This is a genomic window from uncultured Streptococcus sp. (assembly GCF_902463925.1).
Lineage (GTDB): Bacteria > Bacillota > Bacilli > Lactobacillales > Streptococcaceae > Streptococcus.
Genome location: NZ_CABQHE010000001.1, coordinates 359,814 through 381,178 on the forward strand (window position 1 = coordinate 359,814; position 21,365 = coordinate 381,178).

General features: G+C 37.8%; 21 protein-coding genes and 1 pseudogene. 19 read left to right on the top strand and 3 right to left on the bottom strand.

The window, feature by feature from the left end; all coding sequences use genetic code 11:
• Positions 1-207 precede the first annotated feature (207 nt).
• Genes RDY04_RS01620 through RDY04_RS01640 form a run of 5 tightly spaced genes read left to right on the top strand, consistent with a single transcriptional unit; the run spans position 208 to position 5,143 of the window.
• Positions 208-978, top strand: a complete 771-nt coding sequence (locus RDY04_RS01620; protein WP_295494179.1) for a DUF1003 domain-containing protein — start codon at positions 208-210, stop codon at positions 976-978.
• A complete protein-coding gene (gene rapZ, locus RDY04_RS01625; RefSeq protein ID WP_295494177.1) occupies positions 959-1,849 on the top strand; it encodes an RNase adapter RapZ in 891 nt (296 codons plus the stop codon). Before RDY04_RS01620 ends, rapZ begins: the two co-directional genes overlap by 20 nt.
• Positions 1,846-2,820: a YvcK family protein gene (locus tag RDY04_RS01630; protein WP_303267317.1), complete on the top strand. Its 975-nt coding sequence runs from the start codon at positions 1,846-1,848 to the stop codon at positions 2,818-2,820. The genes rapZ and RDY04_RS01630 overlap by 4 nt, the downstream gene beginning before the upstream one ends.
• The gene (gene whiA / locus RDY04_RS01635) at positions 2,817-3,728 is read left to right on the top strand and encodes a DNA-binding protein WhiA (protein WP_303953187.1); all 912 of its coding nucleotides are present in this window, start codon (positions 2,817-2,819) and stop codon (positions 3,726-3,728) included. Before RDY04_RS01630 ends, whiA begins: the two co-directional genes overlap by 4 nt.
• 17 nt (positions 3,729-3,745) lie before the next feature.
• Positions 3,746-5,143: a C69 family dipeptidase gene (locus RDY04_RS01640; RefSeq protein WP_303953190.1), complete on the top strand. Its 1,398-nt coding sequence runs from the start codon at positions 3,746-3,748 to the stop codon at positions 5,141-5,143.
• A 55-nt stretch (positions 5,144-5,198) separates the two neighbouring features.
• On the opposite strand, the gene RDY04_RS01645 is transcribed toward RDY04_RS01640, so the two are convergent.
• Complete coding sequence (locus RDY04_RS01645; protein WP_303953193.1) at positions 5,199-6,020, bottom strand: PrsW family glutamic-type intramembrane protease; 822 nt, start codon at positions 6,018-6,020, stop codon at positions 5,199-5,201.
• Positions 6,021-6,176: 156 nt separating this feature from the next.
• On the opposite strand from RDY04_RS01645, the gene RDY04_RS01650 reads away from it, so the two are divergent.
• From RDY04_RS01650 to RDY04_RS09535, 3 genes are all read left to right on the top strand, one after another.
• The gene (locus tag RDY04_RS01650; protein WP_303953195.1) at positions 6,177-7,721 is read left to right on the top strand and encodes a zinc ABC transporter substrate-binding protein AdcA; all 1,545 of its coding nucleotides are present in this window, start codon (positions 6,177-6,179) and stop codon (positions 7,719-7,721) included.
• 220 nt (positions 7,722-7,941) lie between these two features.
• Positions 7,942-8,340, top strand: coding sequence for a hypothetical protein (locus tag RDY04_RS01655; RefSeq protein WP_303953198.1), 399 nt, complete (start codon positions 7,942-7,944; stop codon positions 8,338-8,340).
• A gap of 170 nt (positions 8,341-8,510) precedes the next feature.
• Positions 8,511-8,822: a hypothetical protein gene (locus RDY04_RS09535; RefSeq protein ID WP_374110358.1), complete on the top strand. Its 312-nt coding sequence runs from the start codon at positions 8,511-8,513 to the stop codon at positions 8,820-8,822.
• 8 nt (positions 8,823-8,830) lie between these two features.
• Here RDY04_RS09535 and RDY04_RS01660 read toward each other — a convergent pair whose 3' ends face one another.
• A complete protein-coding gene (locus tag RDY04_RS01660; RefSeq protein ID WP_303953200.1) occupies positions 8,831-9,838 on the bottom strand; it encodes a YeiH family protein in 1,008 nt (335 codons plus the stop codon).
• Between the two features lie 172 nt (positions 9,839-10,010).
• Here RDY04_RS01660 and RDY04_RS01665 point away from each other — a divergent pair, with 172 nt between their 5' ends.
• Positions 10,011-10,724 carry a glucosaminidase domain-containing protein gene (locus RDY04_RS01665; protein ID WP_295494162.1) on the top strand — a complete coding sequence of 238 codons (714 nt, stop codon included), beginning with the start codon at positions 10,011-10,013 and terminating at the stop codon, positions 10,722-10,724.
• Positions 10,725-10,790: 66 nt separating this feature from the next.
• Positions 10,791-11,955: pseudogene (locus RDY04_RS01670) on the top strand (IS3 family transposase).
• A 114-nt stretch (positions 11,956-12,069) separates the two neighbouring features.
• On the opposite strand, the gene RDY04_RS01675 reads toward RDY04_RS01670, so the two are convergent.
• Positions 12,070-12,978 carry a LysR family transcriptional regulator gene (locus tag RDY04_RS01675; RefSeq protein ID WP_303953541.1) on the bottom strand — a complete coding sequence of 303 codons (909 nt, stop codon included), beginning with the start codon at positions 12,976-12,978 and terminating at the stop codon, positions 12,070-12,072.
• Between the two features lie 206 nt (positions 12,979-13,184).
• Between RDY04_RS01675 and glmS the strand changes: the two genes are divergently transcribed.
• The 9 genes from glmS to adhP all read left to right on the top strand — a co-directional run bounded on the left by glmS (position 13,185) and on the right by adhP (position 21,128).
• Positions 13,185-14,993 (top strand): glutamine--fructose-6-phosphate transaminase (isomerizing), encoded by a 1,809-nt coding sequence (gene glmS / locus RDY04_RS01680; RefSeq protein WP_303953539.1) that lies wholly within the window; start codon positions 13,185-13,187, stop codon positions 14,991-14,993.
• Between the two features lie 117 nt (positions 14,994-15,110).
• The gene (locus RDY04_RS01685) at positions 15,111-15,443 is read left to right on the top strand and encodes a zinc ribbon domain-containing protein YjdM (protein WP_295494156.1); all 333 of its coding nucleotides are present in this window, start codon (positions 15,111-15,113) and stop codon (positions 15,441-15,443) included.
• Positions 15,444-15,642: 199 nt separating this feature from the next.
• Positions 15,643-16,284, top strand: a complete 642-nt coding sequence (locus RDY04_RS01690; protein ID WP_003092913.1) for an amino acid ABC transporter permease — start codon at positions 15,643-15,645, stop codon at positions 16,282-16,284.
• A gap of 8 nt (positions 16,285-16,292) precedes the next feature.
• The gene (locus tag RDY04_RS01695; RefSeq protein ID WP_087009873.1) at positions 16,293-16,922 is read left to right on the top strand and encodes an amino acid ABC transporter ATP-binding protein; all 630 of its coding nucleotides are present in this window, start codon (positions 16,293-16,295) and stop codon (positions 16,920-16,922) included.
• Positions 16,923-16,934: 12 nt separating this feature from the next.
• A complete protein-coding gene (locus RDY04_RS01700) occupies positions 16,935-17,786 on the top strand; it encodes an amino acid ABC transporter substrate-binding protein (protein ID WP_303953529.1) in 852 nt (283 codons plus the stop codon).
• A 112-nt stretch (positions 17,787-17,898) separates the two neighbouring features.
• On the top strand, positions 17,899-19,314 hold the full coding sequence (locus RDY04_RS01705; protein ID WP_303953525.1) for a Y-family DNA polymerase: 1,416 nt from the start codon (positions 17,899-17,901) through the stop codon (positions 19,312-19,314).
• Entirely contained in the window at positions 19,311-19,688 is a 378-nt protein-coding gene (locus RDY04_RS01710) for a hypothetical protein (RefSeq protein ID WP_303953522.1), read from the top strand. Before RDY04_RS01705 ends, RDY04_RS01710 begins: the two co-directional genes overlap by 4 nt.
• Positions 19,666-19,947, top strand: coding sequence for a DUF5960 family protein (locus RDY04_RS01715; protein WP_303953519.1), 282 nt, complete (start codon positions 19,666-19,668; stop codon positions 19,945-19,947). The genes RDY04_RS01710 and RDY04_RS01715 overlap by 23 nt, the downstream gene beginning before the upstream one ends.
• A 161-nt stretch (positions 19,948-20,108) precedes the next feature.
• Positions 20,109-21,128, top strand: a complete 1,020-nt coding sequence (adhP, locus tag RDY04_RS01720; protein ID WP_303953515.1) for an alcohol dehydrogenase AdhP — start codon at positions 20,109-20,111, stop codon at positions 21,126-21,128.
• Positions 21,129-21,365: the final 237 nt, after the last annotated feature.

Consider the following 21,365-nt stretch of genomic DNA (forward strand, 5'->3'; position numbering starts at 1 on the left):
TTCTATTTTACTAGAAAATCTTATGAGTTTTTATTGTGCTCTTATATTGTATATTCAAGGGGATGAAAACAATGAGAAAAAGTTTACGTTTAATTTCGTGTGTTGTATTAGGAGAAGCCCGAGATTAGTCTTGGATTCTTTTACTTTATTGATTGAACGTTTGAGTCTTCAATGTGGTATAATAAAGCCTAGAAAGAAGGCGAAACTATGCAGGTAAAAAGAGTTCAAGATTATATCTCTAAAGAGTGGTTCGACGAGACAGATGGTTCTTATTTCGAACGACTGAATAGTCGTTTACAGGTTCTTCTAAGAAAAGACTACCCTGATTTAAAAGGGCATGATTTTATAAGTAATATCAGTCTTTTGGATTATAGGTTAGTTTTTCTCGACGAGGTTATCTCAAATGCTAATGAGAAAAATGAGCATGTGCGTGAAACAGTTCATGATGTGACCAAGAGTTTGCTATACGAAGACCAGGATATCCAGGAACAATTGGATAGTCGAATTACTTTTGGCCAAAAGGTGGCTGATGAAGTGGCCAGATTTGGTGGATCTTGGACTTTTATCTTGTCATTCATTGCTTTTATGGGGATTTGGATGGGGATGAATGTCGTTCAACCCTTTGGTATTGCCTTTGACAAGTACCCATTTATTCTGTTGAATCTCGCCTTATCTACACTGGCTGCAGTTCAGGCACCTCTGATTATGATGAGTCAGAATCGAGCATCGGATTATGATCGATTGCAAGCACGAAATGACTATCACGTCAATAAACAATCAAAGGAAGAAATCCGACTTTTACATGAAAAGATTGATCACTTGGTGCAACAAGACCAATCAGATTTGCTTACTATCCAAAAATTGCAGACAGAAATGCTAATGGCAGTTAGTCAACAAGTTGAGAAGATATCAGATGATATTCGTGTTTTGAAAGAAATGAGACTAGAAAGGGAGACTCATGAAGACAAAGATAATTAATTTAGTTGTTGTTACAGGGATGAGTGGTGCAGGTAAGACTGTAGCAATTCAATCATTTGAGGACATTGGTTATTTTACCATTGATAATATTCCACCTTCACTGGTGCCAAAGGTTATTGAGCTGTTGAAACACAGTGAAGAGACAGATAAGATTGCTCTTGTTGTAGACATGCGTAGTCGTGTGTTCTTTGACGAAATTAACGATATTTTAGATCAGTTGGAAAGCAATGAGGAACTCAATTTCAAAATTCTTTTCTTAGATGCTACTGATGGGGAATTAGTTTCACGTTATAAAGAGACACGTCGTAGTCATCCACTAGCGGCAGATGGACGTGTTTTGGATGGAATTAAGCTAGAGCGTGAACTTTTATCGCCACTTAAGAGTTTGAGTCAAAACGTGGTGGATACAACTGAACTAACTCCACGTCAGCTTCGTAAGGCAATTTCTGAACAATTTTCATCTAAGCAAGACCAATCTTCTTTCCGGATTGAAGTTTTGAGTTTTGGATTTAAATATGGGTTGCCATTGGATGCAGATTTGGTATTTGATGTCCGTTTCTTGCCAAATCCATATTATGATCATACTCTTCGTAACCTCACTGGCTTGGACAGAGAAGTTTATGATTTTGTTATGACTCATAAGGAATCAGAGGATTTTTACAAGAATTTAAGTCATCTCATTAAACCAATTCTTCCAGGCTATCAAAAAGAAGGTAAATCTGTTCTTACCATTGCTGTTGGATGTACAGGTGGTCAACACCGTAGTGTAGCTTTTGCGCATCGTCTAGCTCAAGATTTGAAAAATGATTGGACGGTAAATGAAACACATCGTGATAAGGATAGACGTAAGGAGACGGTGAATCGTTCATGAAAAAACCAAGAATTACAGTAATAGGTGGGGGAACTGGTATTCCAGTTATTCTTCGTAGTTTGCGTCATAAAGATGTTGATATCACTGCTGTTGTAACTGTGGCTGATGATGGCGGTTCTTCAGGCGATTTGCGTGATATTATGAAACTAACTCCTCCAGGGGATTTGCGCAATGTTTTGGTTGCTATGAGTGATATGCCTAAACTTTATGAACGCGTTTTCCAATACCGTTTTGATCAAACTGATGGAGCTTTAGCTGGTCACCCACTTGGAAACCTGATTATCGCTGGAATTTCAGAAATGCAAGGGTCTACCTATAATGCTATGCAGCTTTTAACGAAGTTTTTCCATGTTACAGGTAAAATTTATCCTGCCAGCGAGACTGCTCTAACCCTTCATGCCGTTTTTCAAGATGGGCATGAGGTGGCAGGCGAGAGTAGCATTTCTCAATACGACGGCATGATTGAGCGTGTCTATGTGACTAACACCTACAATGAAGAGGTGCCGAAGGCAAGTCGTAAGGTTGTTGATGCCATTATGAATAGTGATATGATTGTACTAGGCCCTGGCTCCCTTTATACATCGATTTTGCCAAATCTGGTTATACCAGAGATTCGTCAAGCGCTTTTAGAGACCAAGGCTGATGTCACTTACATTTGTAATATTATGACTCAGTATGGAGAAACGGAGCAATTTTCAGATGCTGACCATGTGGCCGTTCTCAATCGTCATCTTGGCTCTGATGTTATTGATAATGTTTTGGTTAACATCGAAAAGGTTCCTCAGGAATACATGGCTAGTAATGAATTTGATGAATACCTTGTTCAGGTTGAGCATGATTTTGAGGGCTTACGTCGTGAAGCAAAAACAATTGTTTCTTCTAATTTTCTGCGACTTGAGAACGGAGGTGCCTTCCACCATGGCGATTTGGTAGTGGAAGAGCTTATGCATTTAGTGAGGAAGAAGTCATGAGTTTCACGATTAAGGTTAAAGAGGAGATAATTGCAGCCTCGAGTAAAGATATAGCGGAATTGTCAGCATTGATTAAGATGTCTGGTTCCGTTGGTTTAACGAATCAAGGACTGACTCTCTCTATTTCGACAGAGAATGCAAAAATTGCTCGTCATATCTACCAGTTGATAGAAAATCGCTACCATTGCGATTCTGAATTGAGACATTATAACAAGACTAATCTCAAGAAAAATCGTGTTTACACTGTCTTTGTTGCTGAGAGTGTCAATGACATTTTGTCTGATTTACAATTAGCAGATTCTTTCTTCGGCTTTGAAACAGGCATTGAAACGTCAATAATGGAAGATGACGAGGCTGGAAGGTCCTATTTACGGGGGGCTTTTTTGGCAACTGGAACGGTACGCGATCCTGAGAAAGGCCGTTATCAATTGGAAATCTTCTCTGTCTATCAGGACCACGCAGAAGATCTAGCCTCTCTCATGAAAAAATTTATGCTTGATGCTAAGGTTTTGAGCCATAAAAATGGTTTTGTAACCTATCTTCAAAAAGCTGAGGATATTATGGATTTTCTCATCGTTATTGGTGCCATGACTTCTAAGGAGATTTTTGAAGAGGTCAAAATTATGAGGGAGACGAGAAATGACCTCAATCGTGCTAATAATGCGGAAACAGCTAATATTGCTAGAACGATTAGTGCTAGCATGAAAACAATTAATAATATTATCAAGATTATGGATACGGTTGGCTTGGAAGTTTTACCAGTTGAACTGCGTCAAATTGCCCAACTCCGTATTGCTAATCCAGATTACTCTATCCAGCAAATCGCAGATAGTATAGAACCTCCTCTAACCAAGAGTGGTGTCAACCATCGTCTCAGAAAAATAAATAAGATAGCAGACGATTTGTAAGTAGAAAGGAAGCTTTTATGGCTTGTACAACGATTTTAGTAGGTAAGAAAGCCTCATATGATGGCTCTACCATGATTGCACGTACTGAAGATTCTCAATCAGGCGTTTTTACGCCCAAAGAGTTCCTAGTAGTAACCCCTGAAGACCAACCACGTCATTATCAGTCTGTGCTTAGCAAGTTTTCAATTGATTTGCCAGATAATCCTTTACGTTATACCTCTGTACCAGACGCGCTTGGTAAAGACGGTATCTGGGGAGAGGCTGGTATTAACTCAGCTAATGTCGCCATGAGTGCAACAGAAACAATCACCACTAATGCGCGTGTTCTCGGTGCAGACCCTTTTGTCAAAGATGGCTTTGGAGAAGAGGATATGCTGACTTTGGTCTTGCCTTATATCAAAACTGCGCGTGAAGGCGTCCTTCGCTTGGGTGAGCTCCTTGAAACTTATGGCACATATGAGTCAAATGGTATTGCTTTTGCAGATACTGAGGAAATTTGGTGGTTAGAAACAATTGGTGGTCATCATTGGATTGCCAGACGTGTTCCAGACGATGCCTATGTTACAAACCCAAACCAACTTGGTATCGATCATTATGAGTTTGAAAATTCAGACGACTATCTTGCCTCACCAGATATCCGGGACTTTATCAATAAGCATCATTTGGATTTAACCTACTCTAACGAACACTTTAATCCACGTTACGCTTTTGGTAGCCAACGAGATAAGGATCGTCATTATAATACACCGCGCGCCTGGGCTATGCAGAAATTTTTGAACCCAGAAAAGGACTATGATCCAAAATCATTCTTTATTCCATGGTGCCAAAAACCATACCGCAAAATTACAGTTGAAGATGTTAAATACGTTTTGAGTCTTCATTACCAAGATACGCCTTATGATCCTTATGGACCTCAAGGAGACGCTATGAGTCAACGCCAATTCCGTCCGATCGGTATTAATCGTACAAGTCAAACGGCACTTTTGCAAATGCGTCCTAACAAACCAGCAGAAACGACAGGAATTCAGTGGTTATCCTATGGATCAATGCCATTTGGGACAATGGTGCCATTTTGGACTCAGGTTGAAACAACACCTGCCTATTTCCGTCAAACAACTGATAAGGTTGATACAGGCAATTTCTATTGGAGTAATCGCTTGATTGCGGCCATTTGTGATCCTCATTTCCAACAGCATGAAGCAGATTTGGATGCCTATGTAGAAACAACTATGGCTCTTGGCCATGCCATGATTAATCGTGTCGATACAGCTTTGGCTAATGATGAAAGTATCGATTTTGAAGCAGAAAATCAAAAAATGAGTGACGAAATTCAGTTAGAAACAGACAAACTTTTGGCAAAAGTCTTAGATGATGCAAGTAATTTGATGACCAATCGTTTCTCTATGAGTGACTGAAGTCGTATAAAAAGCCTTTCCATAAAATGGAAGGGCTTTTGACGTATTTTAGTTTTTATTGGTTTTCTTTATCAAGTTTAGAAAGAAGTTGATAAAGTGTTATAAAAAAGAAAATGTTAAGAGAGATAAGAAGGCCTGATGCCCACGGTAAGTCACTTTCTAAGTTACGAAGAGGTGAGTTCCACGCAAAATGAGTCATAAAGGCACCACAAGCATAAAGTAGACCAATGAAGCCATATTTTTGGTCGATTCGCTTTTGATAAGCACGCCAAATCAGGATTAGTCCCATAGCAAGGAAGGACGTGTAAAGCCAGTGAGATGATACTGCACCGATAGTTCTACCCAGGATTCCTGAAATGGTATAAGAGAAACCATCAGGTAAATCTGAAAGAATGTAGGAGAAGTCCTCACTAATCTGAAATCCGAAACCTGCGGTAATAGCGACAAGTAGGAGGGCCTTGAAGCGCTCTGTTGGAACCATATAGATAGCAAAGAGAAAAGCTGCTAGTTTGAGAGGCTCCTCAACTAGTGGGGCCATTATAGCATCCTCAAAGCGGTAGAAGAAATTCTTTGAAGAAAGGTGAGCAGTTACCCAGTCATGAGAAAAGGTATTAGCATAACCAGCCATCCATCCTGTTATAAAGATTCCTCCAATAAGGGCAAATATGAGAACAAGTGGTTTCACCTGCCATCTCTTACCTAAGTACTTAATCAAAATTATTCCTGGGACGATATAACATAGAGCGATGAGGGTGGATAGCCCAATAATCCCATAAGACGAACCAGATAAAGCACCTGAAGTGTATGATTGTGTATCATAGGTAAGGCCTATAGCTGAAAGCAATAAAAAAAGATATAGCGTTAATTTACGAAACATGTATAACCTACTTTCCAAATGATATTTCCAGTATAACAAATAATTCTTTCTCGTAAAAATATTTCAATTTTTTTATTTAGGACTTGCAAAATAAAATTAATGTGATATACTTAACCAGTAAACTATTAACCGGTTAAGTATTTTGAAAGGAATATCATGAAAAAGAAACGCATTTTTGGCATAGCAGGATTAGCAGCAGTTGTTCTAGCTGCTAGTGCAGGTATTTATTATACGACTAGTCAACACGATTCAAAGGGGAATGGTGATTTGAAGGTTGTAACGAGCTTCTACCCTGTTTATGAATTCACCAAGCAGGTTGTTGGAGATGAGGGAAAGGTGTCTTATCTTATCCCTGCAGGTAGTGAGGCCCATGATTTTCAGCCTTCTACTAAGAATGTTGCTGATATTGAGAAAGCGGATACTTTTGTCTACTTAAATGAGAATATGGAAACATGGGTTCCCAAGATTGAGAAAACCATTAATACCAAAAATACTAAGGTTATCGAGGCAAGTAAAGGAATGGTTCTTTTGCCTGGTATAGAGGAAGAAGATCATGATCACGGTGGTGAAGAACATCACCATGAGTACGATCCCCATGTTTGGCTCTCACCAAAACGTTCTCAAAAATTAGTGAAAACTATTAGAGATGGTTTGATTGCTCAACATCCAGATAAAAAAGCAGTATTTACGACTAACGCAGAAAAATATCTAAAAAAATTACAAGCTTTGGATAAGGAGTATACGGAAGCGTTGAGTCATACAAAACAGAAGAGTTTTGTTACACAGCACGCAGCCTTTGCCTACCTTGCTTTAGATTACGGTTTGACCCAAGTGCCAATTTCAGGTGTTTCAGCTGAATCTGATCCATCTGCAAAACGTATCGCTAGCCTTTCTAAGTATGTCAAAGAATATGACATTAACTATATCTACTTTGAGGAAAATGCTTCAAGTAGCGTTGCTAAAACCTTAGCTAACGAAGTAGGAGTTAAGACAGCAGTTTTAAATCCAATTGAATCACTAACTAAGGAGCAGTTGAAAAAAGGTGAAGATTATGTCAGTGTTATGACTGAGAACCTAAAGAATCTTCGTTTAACAACAGATGTTGAAGGTAAAACTATCCAACCTGAAACAGGAAGTGATGACAAGAAAACAGTCCAAAATGGTTACTTTGATGACAAAGATGTTAAAGATAGAGAACTTTCTGATTGGTCTGGTAAGTGGCAATCGGTCTATCCTTATCTTCAAGATGGTACTTTAGATCAAGTATTTGAATACAAATCTCTATTGAATAAGGATAAAACTGCACAAGAGTACAAAGAGTACTACACTAAGGGCTATCAAACAGATGTTTCTAAAATTGCTATTGATGGTAAAAAGATGACCATGACTTTCACAAAGAATGATGGAAGTAGCGTGACACACACTTATCGTTATGATGGTTATAAGATTTTGACTTATGCTTCTGGTAAAAAAGGTGTCCGTTATCTCTTCACAGCAACTGATAGTCAAGCAGCAGATAATCCTTACCAGTATGTCCAATTTTCTGATCATCAAATAGATCCAACAAGCGCAGCACATTTTCATATTTTCTTTGGTAATAGTAGTCAAGAAGAAATTCTAAAAGAAATGGACAACTGGCCAACTTACTACCCTGGAAAACTTAGTGGCTTTGAAATTGCACAAGAAATGGTCAGTCACTAAGGTTATTAAATCACTCATTTTGAGTGATTTTTATTTTTTAAAAAAGCCATTTATTTCTTAAAGTATTAGAAAAATGACTAGTGTAATTATTTTAAAATAAAACTTTCAATGTAAAAAGTATTTCTAAGAAAATCATGTAAAATTATTAAATAATTACTACTTTTTTTCACCTTTTAGTGGTACAATGATATTATGATTTTCAGATAATCAGGAGAGACCTATGAACCAGTATTTAGTAGCGATACACTATATTCAATTGCTTCAAGCAGAACTCAATATTCTTAATCATGATGCACGCTTGCTTTTTGATCTCAAGATTGATCCCAATATTGCTAAACGTGAGCTTGCTGACTTAAAAGTATCTCTATCTAAATTATCTGATAAAAACCTTTATATCGAAGGGACAATCTGGTATCAACCAAGTTTATTTGCTATTATCGATCAAAATTTAGGGGTTATTGATGACTGGCTTAAAGAATTAGATGACTTCTTTGAATTTAGTTACGGTACAACAGTCTACACTGTTTTGAAAGAGAACGAAAATCGAAGTTATGACTTATTGCTTGGTCTTTATAGCCGTCTTGAATACGTTATCTCAGATATAAAAAATTGCCGTTAGATTGCTAACGGCTTTTGATATGTCAAGAAATTTAGTTTATGTTTTAAATATCAAATAATTTGACAAAATCTCCAATGTGTGTAAAATAATCTAATAAAAACGATGTTAAGTTAAAGGAAAATAATGACTAAGTGAGGAAATAGAGGTTGAAATTGGGGGCTTTTTAAGTATTGTTTTGGAGCCTTGCTTCGCTGAGCCTTCTAGGTCTTTTTTATGGTTTTTATTTTTTTAATAGTTTAATTTCCTTATCTTTAGAGAGAACTTCAGTTCTTGAAGTAAACTATTATTCTGGTCAAGTATCTCCTTCTTCAGTAAAGAAGGATGGTATTTATAAGGTTCAAGATATAAGTGGTGAAACTAATAGCTACGATATTGATCTGAGAGTGACAAATGAGGGAGATAAGGTTATTCAAACCCATATCTTTGAATGTAAAAAACAACTATACAATAAAATAAAACTCACAAACTTGTTTAGTTTGTGAGTTTTATTTTACCAAAGTCCTAATAGCTTTTGCATGAGAAGAGAAGCGAGACTGATTAATAACCAACAGACTCCTCCCACTAGAAGTGCTGAGCCTCCTTTAGTGATTAGTTTTTTGAGATTTGTTTGGAAACCAATAGCTGACATGGCCATGATAATCATGAATTTTGAAAGGTCTTTTAAAGGATCGAAGATAGCGGATGGGACACCCATAGACATCGTTATGGTTGTAACGAGTGAAGCCAACAGGAACCAAAGGATGAAGTTTGGAATTGCTTTGGTCAGAGAAAAAGTTTCCTGTGTATTATATTTTTTCGACTGCAAAATAGAGAGTCCTAGAGTGATAGGAATGATAGCAAGTGTCCTTGTTAATTTGACAATTGTTGCCTGATCTAGGATGGATGTTCCATGTAAGCTATCCCATGAACTAGCGGTAGCAGTTACAGAAGAAGTATCGTTAACAGCTGTTCCAGCAAATATGGCAAAGCCTTGATTACTAAGTCCCAACCAGGATCCCAAGTGAGGAAAGAGTAGAGCTGCTAAGATGTTGAAAAAGAAAATTACAGAGATTGCTGTTGCAATAGATTCATCTTTGGCCTTGATAACAGGTGCAGTGGCTGCAATAGCAGAACCACCGCAGATAGATGATCCAACTCCTACTAAAGTTGCGATTTCACTATCTAATTTAAATAGCTTATGGATGAAATAAGCAGTAATCAGTGCCGTAGTAATGGTAGCTAAAATAATGGGCAGAGATGTTAAGCCAACGTTGAAGACTTGAGAAAGATTTAATCCAAATCCAAGAAGAACAACTGCGTATTGTAATACTTTTTTTGATGTGAATTGCATCCCTACTAAAAATTTTTTTTGATTTATAGGTAGACTAGCTAATAAGAGTCCGATAAAAAGTCCAATGACCGGTCCACCAATAATAGGAAATAAGTTTCCAAGATAGCAAGCTATGAGTGATATAAGTATTGAAATACTTATTCCAGGTAAAGATTCTTTTATTTTCATTAAGTTACCTCCTTAAAATTCGACTATATTATAGCTTATTATAAATATGATGTAAAGGTGACTTATGCCTTATTTCTCATCAACAACTAGGTAAGAAGGTTGCGGGGTGTCAGTTTTTTTGATAAAATGGTATTAAAATATTATAATCGATCCCTTATGAAGGGAGGGCTGTATGTATCGTCATTTAAAGAAGTATTTTGTTTTTATCGTGGGGGCTTTTATCTGTTCACTCTTTTTTGTGTTGGCTTTTACAACAGACAGAAAAAATGATAATAGTGTCAATGCTAAAGCTGAAGCTGCCTATAATCAAACTACGACAGCTTTTATTGATAGTATCGGTGAGACTGCGAGACAGATTGGTCAAGACTACAATATCTATGCTTCTGTTCTAATTGCTCAAGCAATTCTAGAATCAAATTCAGGTCAGTCAGGTTTGAGTCAAGCTCCTTATTACAACTTCTTTGGTATTAAGGGTTCTTATAATGGGAAATCTGTTACAATGCGTACTTGGGAAGATGGAGGTGCAGGAAATACTTACGAGATTGACGAGTCCTTTCGTTCATATGGAAGTCTGAGTGATTCCCTAGCAGATTATGCTGCTTTGATGACGTCATCTACTTATTCTGGTACTTGGAAATCAAATACAAGTAGCTATGCGGATGCTACTCAGGCACTCACAGGAACCTATGCTACAGATAGTCTGTATGCTTCTAAGTTAAATAGTATTATTGCATACTATGGTCTTACTATTTACGATCAAGCTCCGGTTACTCAGGAAACAGGTTCAAGTAGCGGTCTTGTTTGGAATAGTTACAGAAGATCATACACAGATGCTGAGACCTTATCTATAGATGAGGCTTGGGCAAGCTATAAAACTTATAAATAAAAAGAGCCGAAATGAACTGCACCCCAAAAGTTAGACAGAAAAAATCTAACTTGGGGTGTTTTTATTATGAAATTGACTTATGAAGATAAAGTTCAAATATATGAACTGAGAAAGCAAGGAACAAGCTTTAAACGACTTTCAAATCAATTTGGGGTGAACATTTCTGGTCTAAAGTATATGGTGAAATTAATTGGCCGTTATGGAATAAACATCGTCAAAAAGGGAAAGAATCGTTATTATTCTCCTAAATTAAAACGAGAAATGATTGATAAAGTTCTGCTTGAAGGTTGTTCCCAACAAAGTGTTTGTCTGGATTATGGCCTATCAAATCAAGGTTTGCTTAACAATTGGATAGCACAATACAAGAAAAATGGGTATACTATTGTTGAGAAAAGAAGAGGGAGACCGCCTAAAATGGGACGTGAGCCAAAGAAGAAACCTGAAGAGATGACAGAACTAGAGCGACTTCAAGCAGAAAATGAGTACTTGAGAGCGGAGAACGCTGTTCTAAAAAAGTTGAGAGAACTCCGATTGAGGGACGAGAAAGAGCGAAGAGAAAAACGGAAATTGTTCGAGAATTGGTAACAGAGTTTGCTTTAGAGATTCTTCTAAAGATTATTAAGCTTGCTCGTTCGACCTATTATTACCACTTAAAACAGCTGGATCAAACGGATAAGAGTCAAACTATCAAAGCTGTGATTCAAGCTATTTTACTGAGCGCAAAGGAAATTATGGCTATTGTCGAATGGCTCTTGAATTGAGAAATCGTGGTTTCATGGTAAATCATAAGAAAGTGCAACGTCTGATGAAGGCTCTTGGTTTAAGTGCTCGAATTCGTTGTAAACGTAAGTATTATTCATATCAAGGAGAGGTTGGTAAGAAAGCAGAAAATCTCATTCAACTCCAGTTCGAAGCATCCAAACCAATGGAAAAATGCTACACAGATGCGACAGAGTTTGATATTCCAAGTAGCTAACAGGGGTAGTTATATCAACACCGTATTCTCATCGCTTTTTATAGTGGGTAAGGGGATTCAGCCTTCCATGTCACGTAAAGGAAACAGCCCATACAACGGCATGATGGAGTCTTTCTTTTTGAGATGTTTTATGGTTATTAGAGGATGTTTAAGTTAATGGAGCATTTGAAACCAGCTATTGTAGACTATATTGATTACTACAACAACAAACGCATTGATGCAAAACTAAAAGGACTCAGTCCTGTGCAATACTGAACTAAATCCTTTACTTAAATTAATTGTCTAACTTTTTGGAGTCAGTACAAAAGGGCTCTTTTTTGAACGATAAAAATTCCAACCTTATGTGGTGGGGACTAAGTAGCTCTTATATTAGTTATCAAAAGTGACCTCCTTAACAAGGTTATCTAAGAATTTTTCTCCCATTTTAGATAGAGTAGCCTTTTCATGTTTCAAGTATACAATATCAATTTCATCATCAATATCTAGTGGAATAGAGACGATATTGTCACCATTTAAATTACTATTTAAGATACCAGTGGCAATTGTGTATCCATCCAAACCAATTAATAGGTTAAAAAGTGTTGCACGGTCTGAAACCACAATCGACTTTTTATGGGGAATTTGTGAGAGAATCTCTTCAGAATAATAGAAGGAATTATGAATCCCCTGATCGTAACTAAGATAAGGGAAGTCCTCTAAATCTTCCAATGAGACCACTTTATGCTTGGCCAAAGGATTTGACTTGCTGACAAAGATATGAGGTCTGGCTTTAAAGAGACTAGTATAGGTAAGTCGGTTATCGTCAAACATTTTAGTCAAGACATCTCGGTTATAGCCATTAAGGAAGAGAACACCGATTTCTGAACGAAAGTTCTTAACGTCTTCGATAATCTCGTAGGTACGAGTTTCACGTAAGAAGAGCTCGTAACGCGTCATATCAGCTCTCTTGAGAAGTGAGACGAAGGCATTGACGACAAACGCGTAGTGTTGAGAAGAAACACTAAACAATTCACGTGTTTCTGTGTGACTCTTGTAGCGTTCTTCCAAGAGATTCGTTTGTTCCACTACCTGACGGGCATAAGAGAGAAATTCAACTCCATCCTTGGTTAAGGTGATTCCCTTAGGGTTACGGATAAAGATATCAATTCCCATTTCTCTTTCCAAGTCACGAACAGCATTTGAAAGACTTGGTTGCGTAATGAAAAGTTGTTTTGCAGCTTCATTCATTGAGCCGGTTTCGACGATTTTGATAAGATAATGTAATTGTTGAATTCGCATAGCCTTATTATAGCATACTTTAAGGATTATTCCTTAGGATAAGAAGCGATTAAAAAGTCTTTTTGGGACTATACCAATTTTATGCTTGACAATGTTAAATATATGGAATATACTGTCCTCGTTAAGCTTTTTAAAGAGCTTATTGACTATACCAATTTTAAACGAAGGAGACATGACCTCTTTGATCTGAGGTTATTATTAAAAATATGTGTGGAATTGTTGGTGTTGTAGGTAACACAAATGCAACTGATATCTTGATTCAAGGACTTGAAAAGCTAGAATACCGTGGTTATGATTCAGCCGGTATCTTTGTAGCTGGTAAAACATCTAGTCAATTGGTTAAAGCTGTTGGCCGTATTGCGGAACTTACTGCTAAAACTGCAGGAGTAGAAGGCACTGCAGGTATCGGACATACTCGTTGGGCGACTCATGGGAAACCAACGGAAGACAATGCTCACCCACATCGCTCAAAAACAGAACGTTTTGTTTTGGTTCACAACGGTGTTATTGAAAACTATCTTGAAATTAAGGAAGAATACCTTTCTGGTCATCATTTCAAAGGTCAAACTGATACTGAAATCGCAGTTCACTTGATTGGAAAATTTGTTGAAGAAGATGGTTTGTCAACTCTTGAAGCATTCAAAAAAGCTCTTCATATTATCCGTGGATCATATGCCTTCGCTCTCATGGATTCTGAAGATGCATCAACAATTTATGTCGCTAAAAACAAATCACCACTTTTAATTGGTCTTGGTGATGGTTATAACATGATTTGCTCTGATGCTATGGCTATGATTCGTGAAACAAACCAATACATGGAAATTCACGATCAAGAGTTGGTTATCGTGAAAGCTGATAGTGTCGAAATTCAAGATTATGATGGCAATGTTAAAGAACGTGATAGCTATACTGCTGAGCTTGACCTTTCTGATATCGGTAAAGGAACATACCCTTACTATATGCTCAAAGAAATCGATGAGCAACCAACAGTGATGCGTAAGCTCATCCAAGCTTACACAGATGACAAGGGTCAAGTGACTGTAGATGCTGATATTATCAAGGCTGTTCAAGAAGCTGACCGCATCTATATCCTCGCAGCAGGAACTTCTTATCATGCCGGTTTTGCCTCTAAGAAGATGCTTGAAGAGTTGACAGATACTCCAGTTGAGCTTGGTATTTCTTCTGAGTGGGGTTATGGTATGCCACTCCTTAGCAAGAAACCTCTCTTTGTCTTTATTAGTCAATCAGGTGAAACAGCAGATAGCCGTCAGGTTCTTGTTAAAGCTAACGAGTTGGGTATTCCAAGTTTGACAGTGACAAACGTTCCGGGATCTACACTTTCTCGTGAAGCTGACCATACAATGCTTCTTCATGCTGGCCCAGAAATTGCCGTAGCTTCTACTAAAGCTTACACTGCTCAGATTGCAGCTCTTGCCTTCTTGGCTAAAGCAGTCGGTGAGGCTAATGGTAATGAAAAAGCTAAAGCTTTCGACTTGGTACATGAATTGTCACTTGTAGCACAATCTATCGAATCAACGCTCTCTGAAAAAGAAGTGATTGATGAGAAGGTATCAGCTCTTCTTTCAGAAACACGTAACGCTTTCTATATTGGTCGTGGTCAAGATTACTATGTTGCTATGGAAGCCAGTCTTAAATTGAAAGAAATCTCATATATCCAATGTGAAGGTTTTGCAGCAGGTGAGTTGAAACATGGTACAATCGCTCTTATCGAAGATGGTACACCTGTTATTTCCCTCCTGTCTGACGCTGTTCTTGCTAGCCACACTCGTGGTAATATTCAAGAGGTGGCAGCACGTGGTGCTAAAGTGTTGACTATTGCTGAGGAAAATGTTGCTAAAGAAGATGATGACATCGTTCTTAATAACGTTCACCCTTACTTGTCACCAATTTCAATGGTTGTACCGACACAATTGATTGCTTATTTTGCAACACTCCATCGTGGACTCGACGTTGATAAACCGCGTAACTTGGCTAAATCAGTTACTGTTGAATAAAAATACCAATATCTCTTACAGTGTAAGGGATGTTGTTTATTTTTATCGTTTTCATCCTTGCTTAATTAGGAAATCTAAAGTAGAATAGTATCTATATCACAATCTTAGGAGAGAATTATGTCATTGCCAAATTGTCCAAAATGTAACTCAGAGTATGTTTATGAAGATGGAATCTTGCTTGTATGTCCTGAATGTGCCTATGAGTGGGATCCAAACGAAGTTACAGAAGAAGAAGGACTTGTGGTTCTTGATAGCAATGGAACACGTCTTGCTGACGGTGATACTGTTACAGTTATCAAAGATTTGAAAGTAAAAGGCGCGCCAAAAGATATTAAACAAGGCACACGGGTAAAAAATATCCGTTTGGTTGAAGGTGACCACAACATTGATTGTAAGATTGATGGTTTTGGTGCTATGAAACTTAAATCTGAATTTGTTAAGAAAATCTAAAATAAGCTTTAGAGACACTAGACTTAAGTATGTTTTGTTTCTTAGGAACGATTATTTAAGTCTCTCAGGAGTGTGACTATGAACTCATTTAAAAAGTGGGTCTAGTCGCACTCCTTTTTACTATTTTCAAAATCTTATATCATTTTTTTAAAAAATTTGGTATAATATTCAACAATACTAAATAATTATAGGAGTTTATATGTCATACGTTTTGGAAGTATTACCAGCCCTTTTGAACGGTGCGGTAGTCACACTTCAAGTATTTTTCATTGTTATCGTACTGTCGATTCCATTAGGGATTGTACTTGCTTTCTTAATGCAGATTAAATTCAAACCTTTAAATTGGTTACTAACCCTTTACGTTTGGATTATGCGTGGAACACCGCTCCTTTTGCAATTAATCTTCGTTTATTATGTTCTTCCGAGTGTAGGGATTGTCTTTGACCGCCTTCCGGCTGCTATTCTTGCTTTTACGCTTAATTATGCTGCTTATTTTGCAGAGATTTTCCGTGGAGGAATTTTGGCTATTCCGAAAGGACAATACGAAGCAGCAAAAATGCTTAAACTTAGTTCTTTCCAAACCATCCGCTATATCATCCTTCCTCAGGTGGTTAAGATTGTCTTGCCAAGTATCTTTAACGAGATTATTAACTTGGTTAAGGATTCATCATTGGTTTATGTTCTTGGGGTTGGAGACCTTCTTTTGGAAAGTCGTACCGCGGCTAACCGTGATGCGACCTTAGCACCGATGTTTGTGGCTGGAGCTATCTATCTTATCCTTGTAGGTGTAGTGACTGTAGCTTCTAAACACATCGAAAAGAAATTCAACTATTATAAATAGGAGACCTTATGTTAGAATTAAAAAATATTTCCAAGCAATTTGGTCAACACAAAATTTTTGATAACTATAACCTAACTGTCGAAGAGGGGAAAATCCTAGCTATCGTTGGACCATCTGGTGGTGGTAAGACAACTCTTTTGCGTATGCTAGCAGGACTTGAAACTATTGATTCAGGGCAAATTATTTATGAAAATGAAGAGATTCCCTTGGATCAGATGGAAAGTCGTAACTTGCTAGGTTTTGTCTTCCAGGATTTTCAACTGTTTCCGCACTTGACTGTCTTAGATAATCTAACCCTTTCGCCGATTAAGACGATGGGAATGTCTAAGGAAGATGCCCAGAAAAAAGCTCAAACTCTACTTGACCGTTTAGGGCTTGGAGCACATGGAAATGCTTATCCTTACTCTCTTTCTGGAGGACAAAAACAACGTGTTGCATTTGCGCGTGCTATGATGATCGATCCGAAAATCGTCGGCTATGATGAACCAACTTCAGCTCTTGACCCTGAGTTGCGTCAAGAAGTAGAGAAATTGATTTTGCAGAATCGTGAGACTGGGATTACGCAAATCGTTATTACTCACGATATGCAGTTTGCACAGCACATCGCTGATGAGATTGTCACTATCAATCCAAAATAGTGAGGATTTTCTATGAAAAAAATAGTAAAAACGATTTTGCTAGGCTGTCTTGTCATTTTGCCTTTGTTTGCGCTATCAGCTTGTAGCTCGCGCTCACATTTTGCAACTCAGAAAGACCAGTGGCAAAACTATACCAAAGAAAAAAAAATCAAAATTGGTTTTGATGCCACCTTTGTTCCTATGGGATATGAGGAAAAGGATGGTAGCTATATTGGTTTTGATATTGACCTGGCTACTGCAGTTTTTAAATTATATGGCATCGATGTCGAATGGCAGGCTATTGACTGGGATATGAAAGAAACAGAACTGAAGAATGGGACAATTGACCTCATTTGGAATGGTTACTCGGTCACAGATGAGCGTAAGCAGTCTGCGGACTTCACGGAACCTTATATGGTCAATGAACAAGTACTGGTAACCAAAAAATCTTCGGGAATTGATTCTGTTGCAGGAATGGCAGGTAAGACCTTAGGTGCCCAAGCAGGGTCTTCCGGTTATGATGCTTTTAATGCTTCTCCGAAGATTTTGAAGGATATCGTTGCTAACCAAAAAGCAGTCCAATATTCGACCTTTACTCAAGCCTTGATTGATCTTGATAGTGGACGTATTGATGGTCTATTGATTGACCGTGTATATGCTAATTACTACTTAGAAAAATCAGGAGTTCTGGATCAGTATAACGTTATGCCTGCTGGTTATGAGGGTGAAAGCTTTGCTGTAGGTGCTCGTAAGGCAGATAGGACACTGATTAAAAAAATTAATCAAGGATTTAGAACCCTTTATAAAAAAGGAGAATTCCAAAAGATTTCTAACAAGTGGTTTGGTGAAGATGTTGCCACCGACCAAGTTAAAGGGAAAAAATAGAAGGATAACAACATTCTAGAAGGGATGTTGTTATTTTTTATGGAAAATACTTGAAATATAAGAAATTATATTTTATACTAATGTTAGTTTATAAACTAACGAAGGGGATAGCATGGGATATTTTGATTATTTAAGAGAACCACAAAGTGATATTGCTTTTGTAGATATGAAATCTTTCTATGCAAGTGTGGAGTGTGTTGAACGTGGACTGCACCCTCTTAAGACCTCTTTATGTGTGATGAGTAGGGCTGAAAATGCTAATGGCTTGATACTGGCCTCTTCCCCCATATTTAAGCAGGTTTTTGGCAAGTCAAATGTTAGTCGTTCTTATGACTTACCTTTTGACATTCATTCTCGTAAGTTTCATTATTATAATGCCAAAAAGCAAGGACTACCAACAGATAGAGATTTTGTAGATTACATCGAATCTTGGGCTAAGGTTACCTTTATCGTTCCTCCTAGAATGGACCTCTATATAAAAAAGAATATCCAGATTCAACACATTTTCCAGAATTATGCCAGCGTTGAAGATATTCTTCCTTATTCCATTGATGAGGGTTTCATTGATCTCACGTCGTCACTGAATTACTTTATTCCCGATAGGACAGTTACAAGAAAAGATAAGTTAGATATGATTTCAGGGCGTATTCAAAGAGATATTTGGAGGGAGACAGGTATTTACTCGACAGTTGGGATGTCTAACAGCAATCCCTTATTGGCCAAGTTAGCTCTTGATAATGAGGCCAAACATACGGCTACTATGAGAGCCAACTGGTCCTATGAAGATGTTGAGACTAAGGTTTGGAATATACCCCATATGACCGATTTCTGGGGGATTGGAAGTCGGATGGAGAAGCGCCTAAACAAGTTAGGGATTTTCTCTATTCGAGAACTTGCTAATAGCAATCCTGATACTCTTAAAAAGGAGTTAGGTATTGTGGGCTTAGACCTCTTTTTTCATGCCAACGGTATCGATGAAAGTAATGTTCATAAACCTTATAAACCAAAGTCACATGGCTTAGGGAATTCCCAAATCTTGCCACGAGACTATGATCGTCAAGCTGATATTGAATTGATTCTAAGAGAGATGGCAGAGCAGGTAGCTATTAGGTTAAGACGAGCCCATAAGAAAGCTTGTCAAGTTTCCATTAGCATTGGGTTTTCAAAGTTAGATGGCAAGCGTTCGCTACAAGCACATATGAAGATTGAACCTGCTAATAATACAAGGATACTAATAGGACATGTCATTGAACTTTTTAGGAAGAAATATCAAGGAGGGGCTGTTCGAAGTGTCAGTGTCTCTTATGCAAATTTTGTAGATGAAAGGCTTCAAATTATTTCTTTATTTGATAATCCAGATGACATTGATAAAGAAGAAAGACTTCAGGCAGTTATAGATAGTATTCGACAGGAATTTGGCTTTACGACCATTCAAAAAGCAACTGCTTTACAGGAGGCATCTAGGAGTCTTGCTCGAAGCAAGCTGATTGGTGGACACTCTGCTGGAGGATTAGATGGCTTAAAATGATAGACCGTAGTTACCTTCCCTTTCAATCAGCTAGGGAACATCAAGATAGGGGAATGATGAAGTGGATGGGCTTTTTCTTATCAGAACATACAAGTTCCCTACATGAAGATAAGACTAAAGAAAATCTAACTAATCATTTGGATGATTTAGAGAAGTTTACTTTATTGAACCAGCTTTATTTGGGTCAATTATTGGGGAATTTCCAGATAAAGGATCAAGGTAGGCGCTGTAGGATTAGTGGTTATGTGGTTGACTTGGATTTTGATCAAGTTACTATAAAATCTTGCAAGCGATATAAATGTATTCGAACAAAGGATATATTAGAAATTAGTTTGGGGGTTGAAAACATAGATGAGGAAGAGAAAAATTTATGATGATAAACTTCAAATTGACTATTTTTCTGATAGCTATTTAAAGTTTGAAGAAGACTTTTATCGCTATTCTGCTATGGATATTCCCTTAACCTTTTTGACGAATGATATTCTTAGAGTGATGGATATCAGTCAAAAGAATTATTTTCTATTAAATAAAGAGAATGCTAGAGACGGACGCAATCATTATTTCCATTTTGAAGTCAGCCTACCGGATTCCAAGACACTTGTGAGACAGTATAGATATCTTGGGAATGATTAAATCATATCACATCCATCGGGAGAAATAGTATGTCTTTAATTGCTAGCCAGAGCTTTCAAGAAATTTGTTAGTGACTGAGAAACACTTTATGTAAGCGTTGACATTGTTGCTAAGAGTGCTATAATGAGGGTGTTAGAAGTTATCATATGGAGGTAATTAAGATGAGAGCAGTTGTTGTTAATCAAGCAAGCACAGGTATTGAAGTTGTGGACCATGAAAAACCAGCGTTAGTTGGTCATGGTCAAGCTCTAGTTAAAGTTGAATACTGTGGCGTTTGCCATACAGACCTTCACGTAGCTCATGGCGACTTTGGTCAAGTTCCAGGTCGTATCTTAGGCCATGAAGGAATTGGTATTGTTGAAGAAGTTGGCGAAGGAGTTGAAACACTTAAAAAAGGTGATCGCGTATCAATCGCTTGGTTCTTCGAAGGGTGTGGCCACTGTGAATATTGTACAACTGGACGTGAAACACTCTGTCGGTCTGTAAAAAATGCTGGTTATAGTGTTGATGGTGGTATGAGTGACTATGCTTTGGTTACTGCTGACTACGCTGTGAAAGTTCCAGAAGGACTCAATCCAGCTCAAGCCTCATCTATTACTTGTGCTGGAGTTACAACCTATAAAGCCATTAAAGAAGCTAAAGTTGAACCTGGTCAATGGGTAGCTATTTATGGTGCTGGAGGGCTAGGCAATTTGGCTATTCAATATGCTAAGAAAGTTTTTAACGCACGAGTAGTAGCAGTTGATATCAATCAAGATAAACTAGATTTGGCTAAAGAATCTGGCGCTGATTTAGTGGTAAATGGTAAAGAAGTTGAAGATGTAGCAGGCTATATCCAAGAGAAAACTGGTGGTACACACAGTGCTGTTGTAACAGCTGTTTCTAAGGTTGCTTTCAACCAGGCTGTCGATAGTGTACGTGCCGGTGGTACGGTCGTTGCCGTTGGGCTCCCATCTGAATACATGGAGATCTCAATTGTTAAAACAGTTCTAGATGGTATCCGTGTTATTGGATCTCTTGTAGGTACGCGTAAAGACTTAGAAGAAGCTTTTGACTTCGGTGCACAAGGATTGGTAGTACCAGTTGTTGAAACCGTTCCTGTCGATACAGCGGTAGAAGTATTTGATCAAATGGAAAAAGGTGAAATTCAAGGACGTAAGGTACTTGATTTCACTAAGTAAGCGTACATCTGTCAATGCCTACCATGACTATATGAGGAGTTAGGTAGCCTAAACTGGCTAAACTACTTTTGGAAAGCAGTATATCTGAACGAAATTCCATTGATTTATTTGTGTTGATAGCATTTTTATTGCTCTAAAACTTCATTTAGATATAAAACAAAAAAGCGTTGAACGATTGCGTTCAGCGCTTTTGATGATTATGTGACTTTAAGTCCGTTTCGCTCCGAAGGTGCGAAA

Excerpts from the sequence above, each read along its gene's own strand:
- RDY04_RS01695 (WP_087009873.1), top strand. The coding sequence starts at position 16,293 with ATGTTAGAATTAAAAAATATTTCCAAGCAATTTGGTCAACACAAAATT.
- RDY04_RS01710 (WP_303953522.1), top strand. The coding sequence starts at position 19,311 with ATGATAGACCGTAGTTACCTTCCCTTTCAATCAGCTAGGGAACATCAA.
- RDY04_RS01645 (WP_303953193.1), bottom strand. The coding sequence starts at position 6,020 with ATGTTTCGTAAATTAACGCTATATCTTTTTTTATTGCTTTCAGCTATA.
- RDY04_RS01620 (WP_295494179.1), top strand. The coding sequence starts at position 208 with ATGCAGGTAAAAAGAGTTCAAGATTATATCTCTAAAGAGTGGTTCGAC.
- RDY04_RS01685 (WP_295494156.1), top strand. The coding sequence starts at position 15,111 with ATGTCATTGCCAAATTGTCCAAAATGTAACTCAGAGTATGTTTATGAA.
- RDY04_RS01665 (WP_295494162.1), top strand. The coding sequence starts at position 10,011 with ATGTATCGTCATTTAAAGAAGTATTTTGTTTTTATCGTGGGGGCTTTT.
- RDY04_RS01650 (WP_303953195.1), top strand. The coding sequence starts at position 6,177 with ATGAAAAAGAAACGCATTTTTGGCATAGCAGGATTAGCAGCAGTTGTT.
- rapZ (WP_295494177.1), top strand. The coding sequence starts at position 959 with ATGAAGACAAAGATAATTAATTTAGTTGTTGTTACAGGGATGAGTGGT.
- RDY04_RS01675 (WP_303953541.1), bottom strand. The coding sequence starts at position 12,978 with ATGCGAATTCAACAATTACATTATCTTATCAAAATCGTCGAAACCGGC.
- RDY04_RS01630 (WP_303267317.1), top strand. The coding sequence starts at position 1,846 with ATGAAAAAACCAAGAATTACAGTAATAGGTGGGGGAACTGGTATTCCA.
- RDY04_RS01690 (WP_003092913.1), top strand. The coding sequence starts at position 15,643 with ATGTCATACGTTTTGGAAGTATTACCAGCCCTTTTGAACGGTGCGGTA.
- RDY04_RS01640 (WP_303953190.1), top strand. The coding sequence starts at position 3,746 with ATGGCTTGTACAACGATTTTAGTAGGTAAGAAAGCCTCATATGATGGC.
- RDY04_RS01700 (WP_303953529.1), top strand. The coding sequence starts at position 16,935 with ATGAAAAAAATAGTAAAAACGATTTTGCTAGGCTGTCTTGTCATTTTG.
- whiA (WP_303953187.1), top strand. The coding sequence starts at position 2,817 with ATGAGTTTCACGATTAAGGTTAAAGAGGAGATAATTGCAGCCTCGAGT.
- RDY04_RS01715 (WP_303953519.1), top strand. The coding sequence starts at position 19,666 with ATGAGGAAGAGAAAAATTTATGATGATAAACTTCAAATTGACTATTTT.
- RDY04_RS01655 (WP_303953198.1), top strand. The coding sequence starts at position 7,942 with ATGAACCAGTATTTAGTAGCGATACACTATATTCAATTGCTTCAAGCA.
- glmS (WP_303953539.1), top strand. The coding sequence starts at position 13,185 with ATGTGTGGAATTGTTGGTGTTGTAGGTAACACAAATGCAACTGATATC.
- adhP (WP_303953515.1), top strand. The coding sequence starts at position 20,109 with ATGAGAGCAGTTGTTGTTAATCAAGCAAGCACAGGTATTGAAGTTGTG.
- RDY04_RS01660 (WP_303953200.1), bottom strand. The coding sequence starts at position 9,838 with ATGAAAATAAAAGAATCTTTACCTGGAATAAGTATTTCAATACTTATA.
- RDY04_RS01705 (WP_303953525.1), top strand. The coding sequence starts at position 17,899 with ATGGGATATTTTGATTATTTAAGAGAACCACAAAGTGATATTGCTTTT.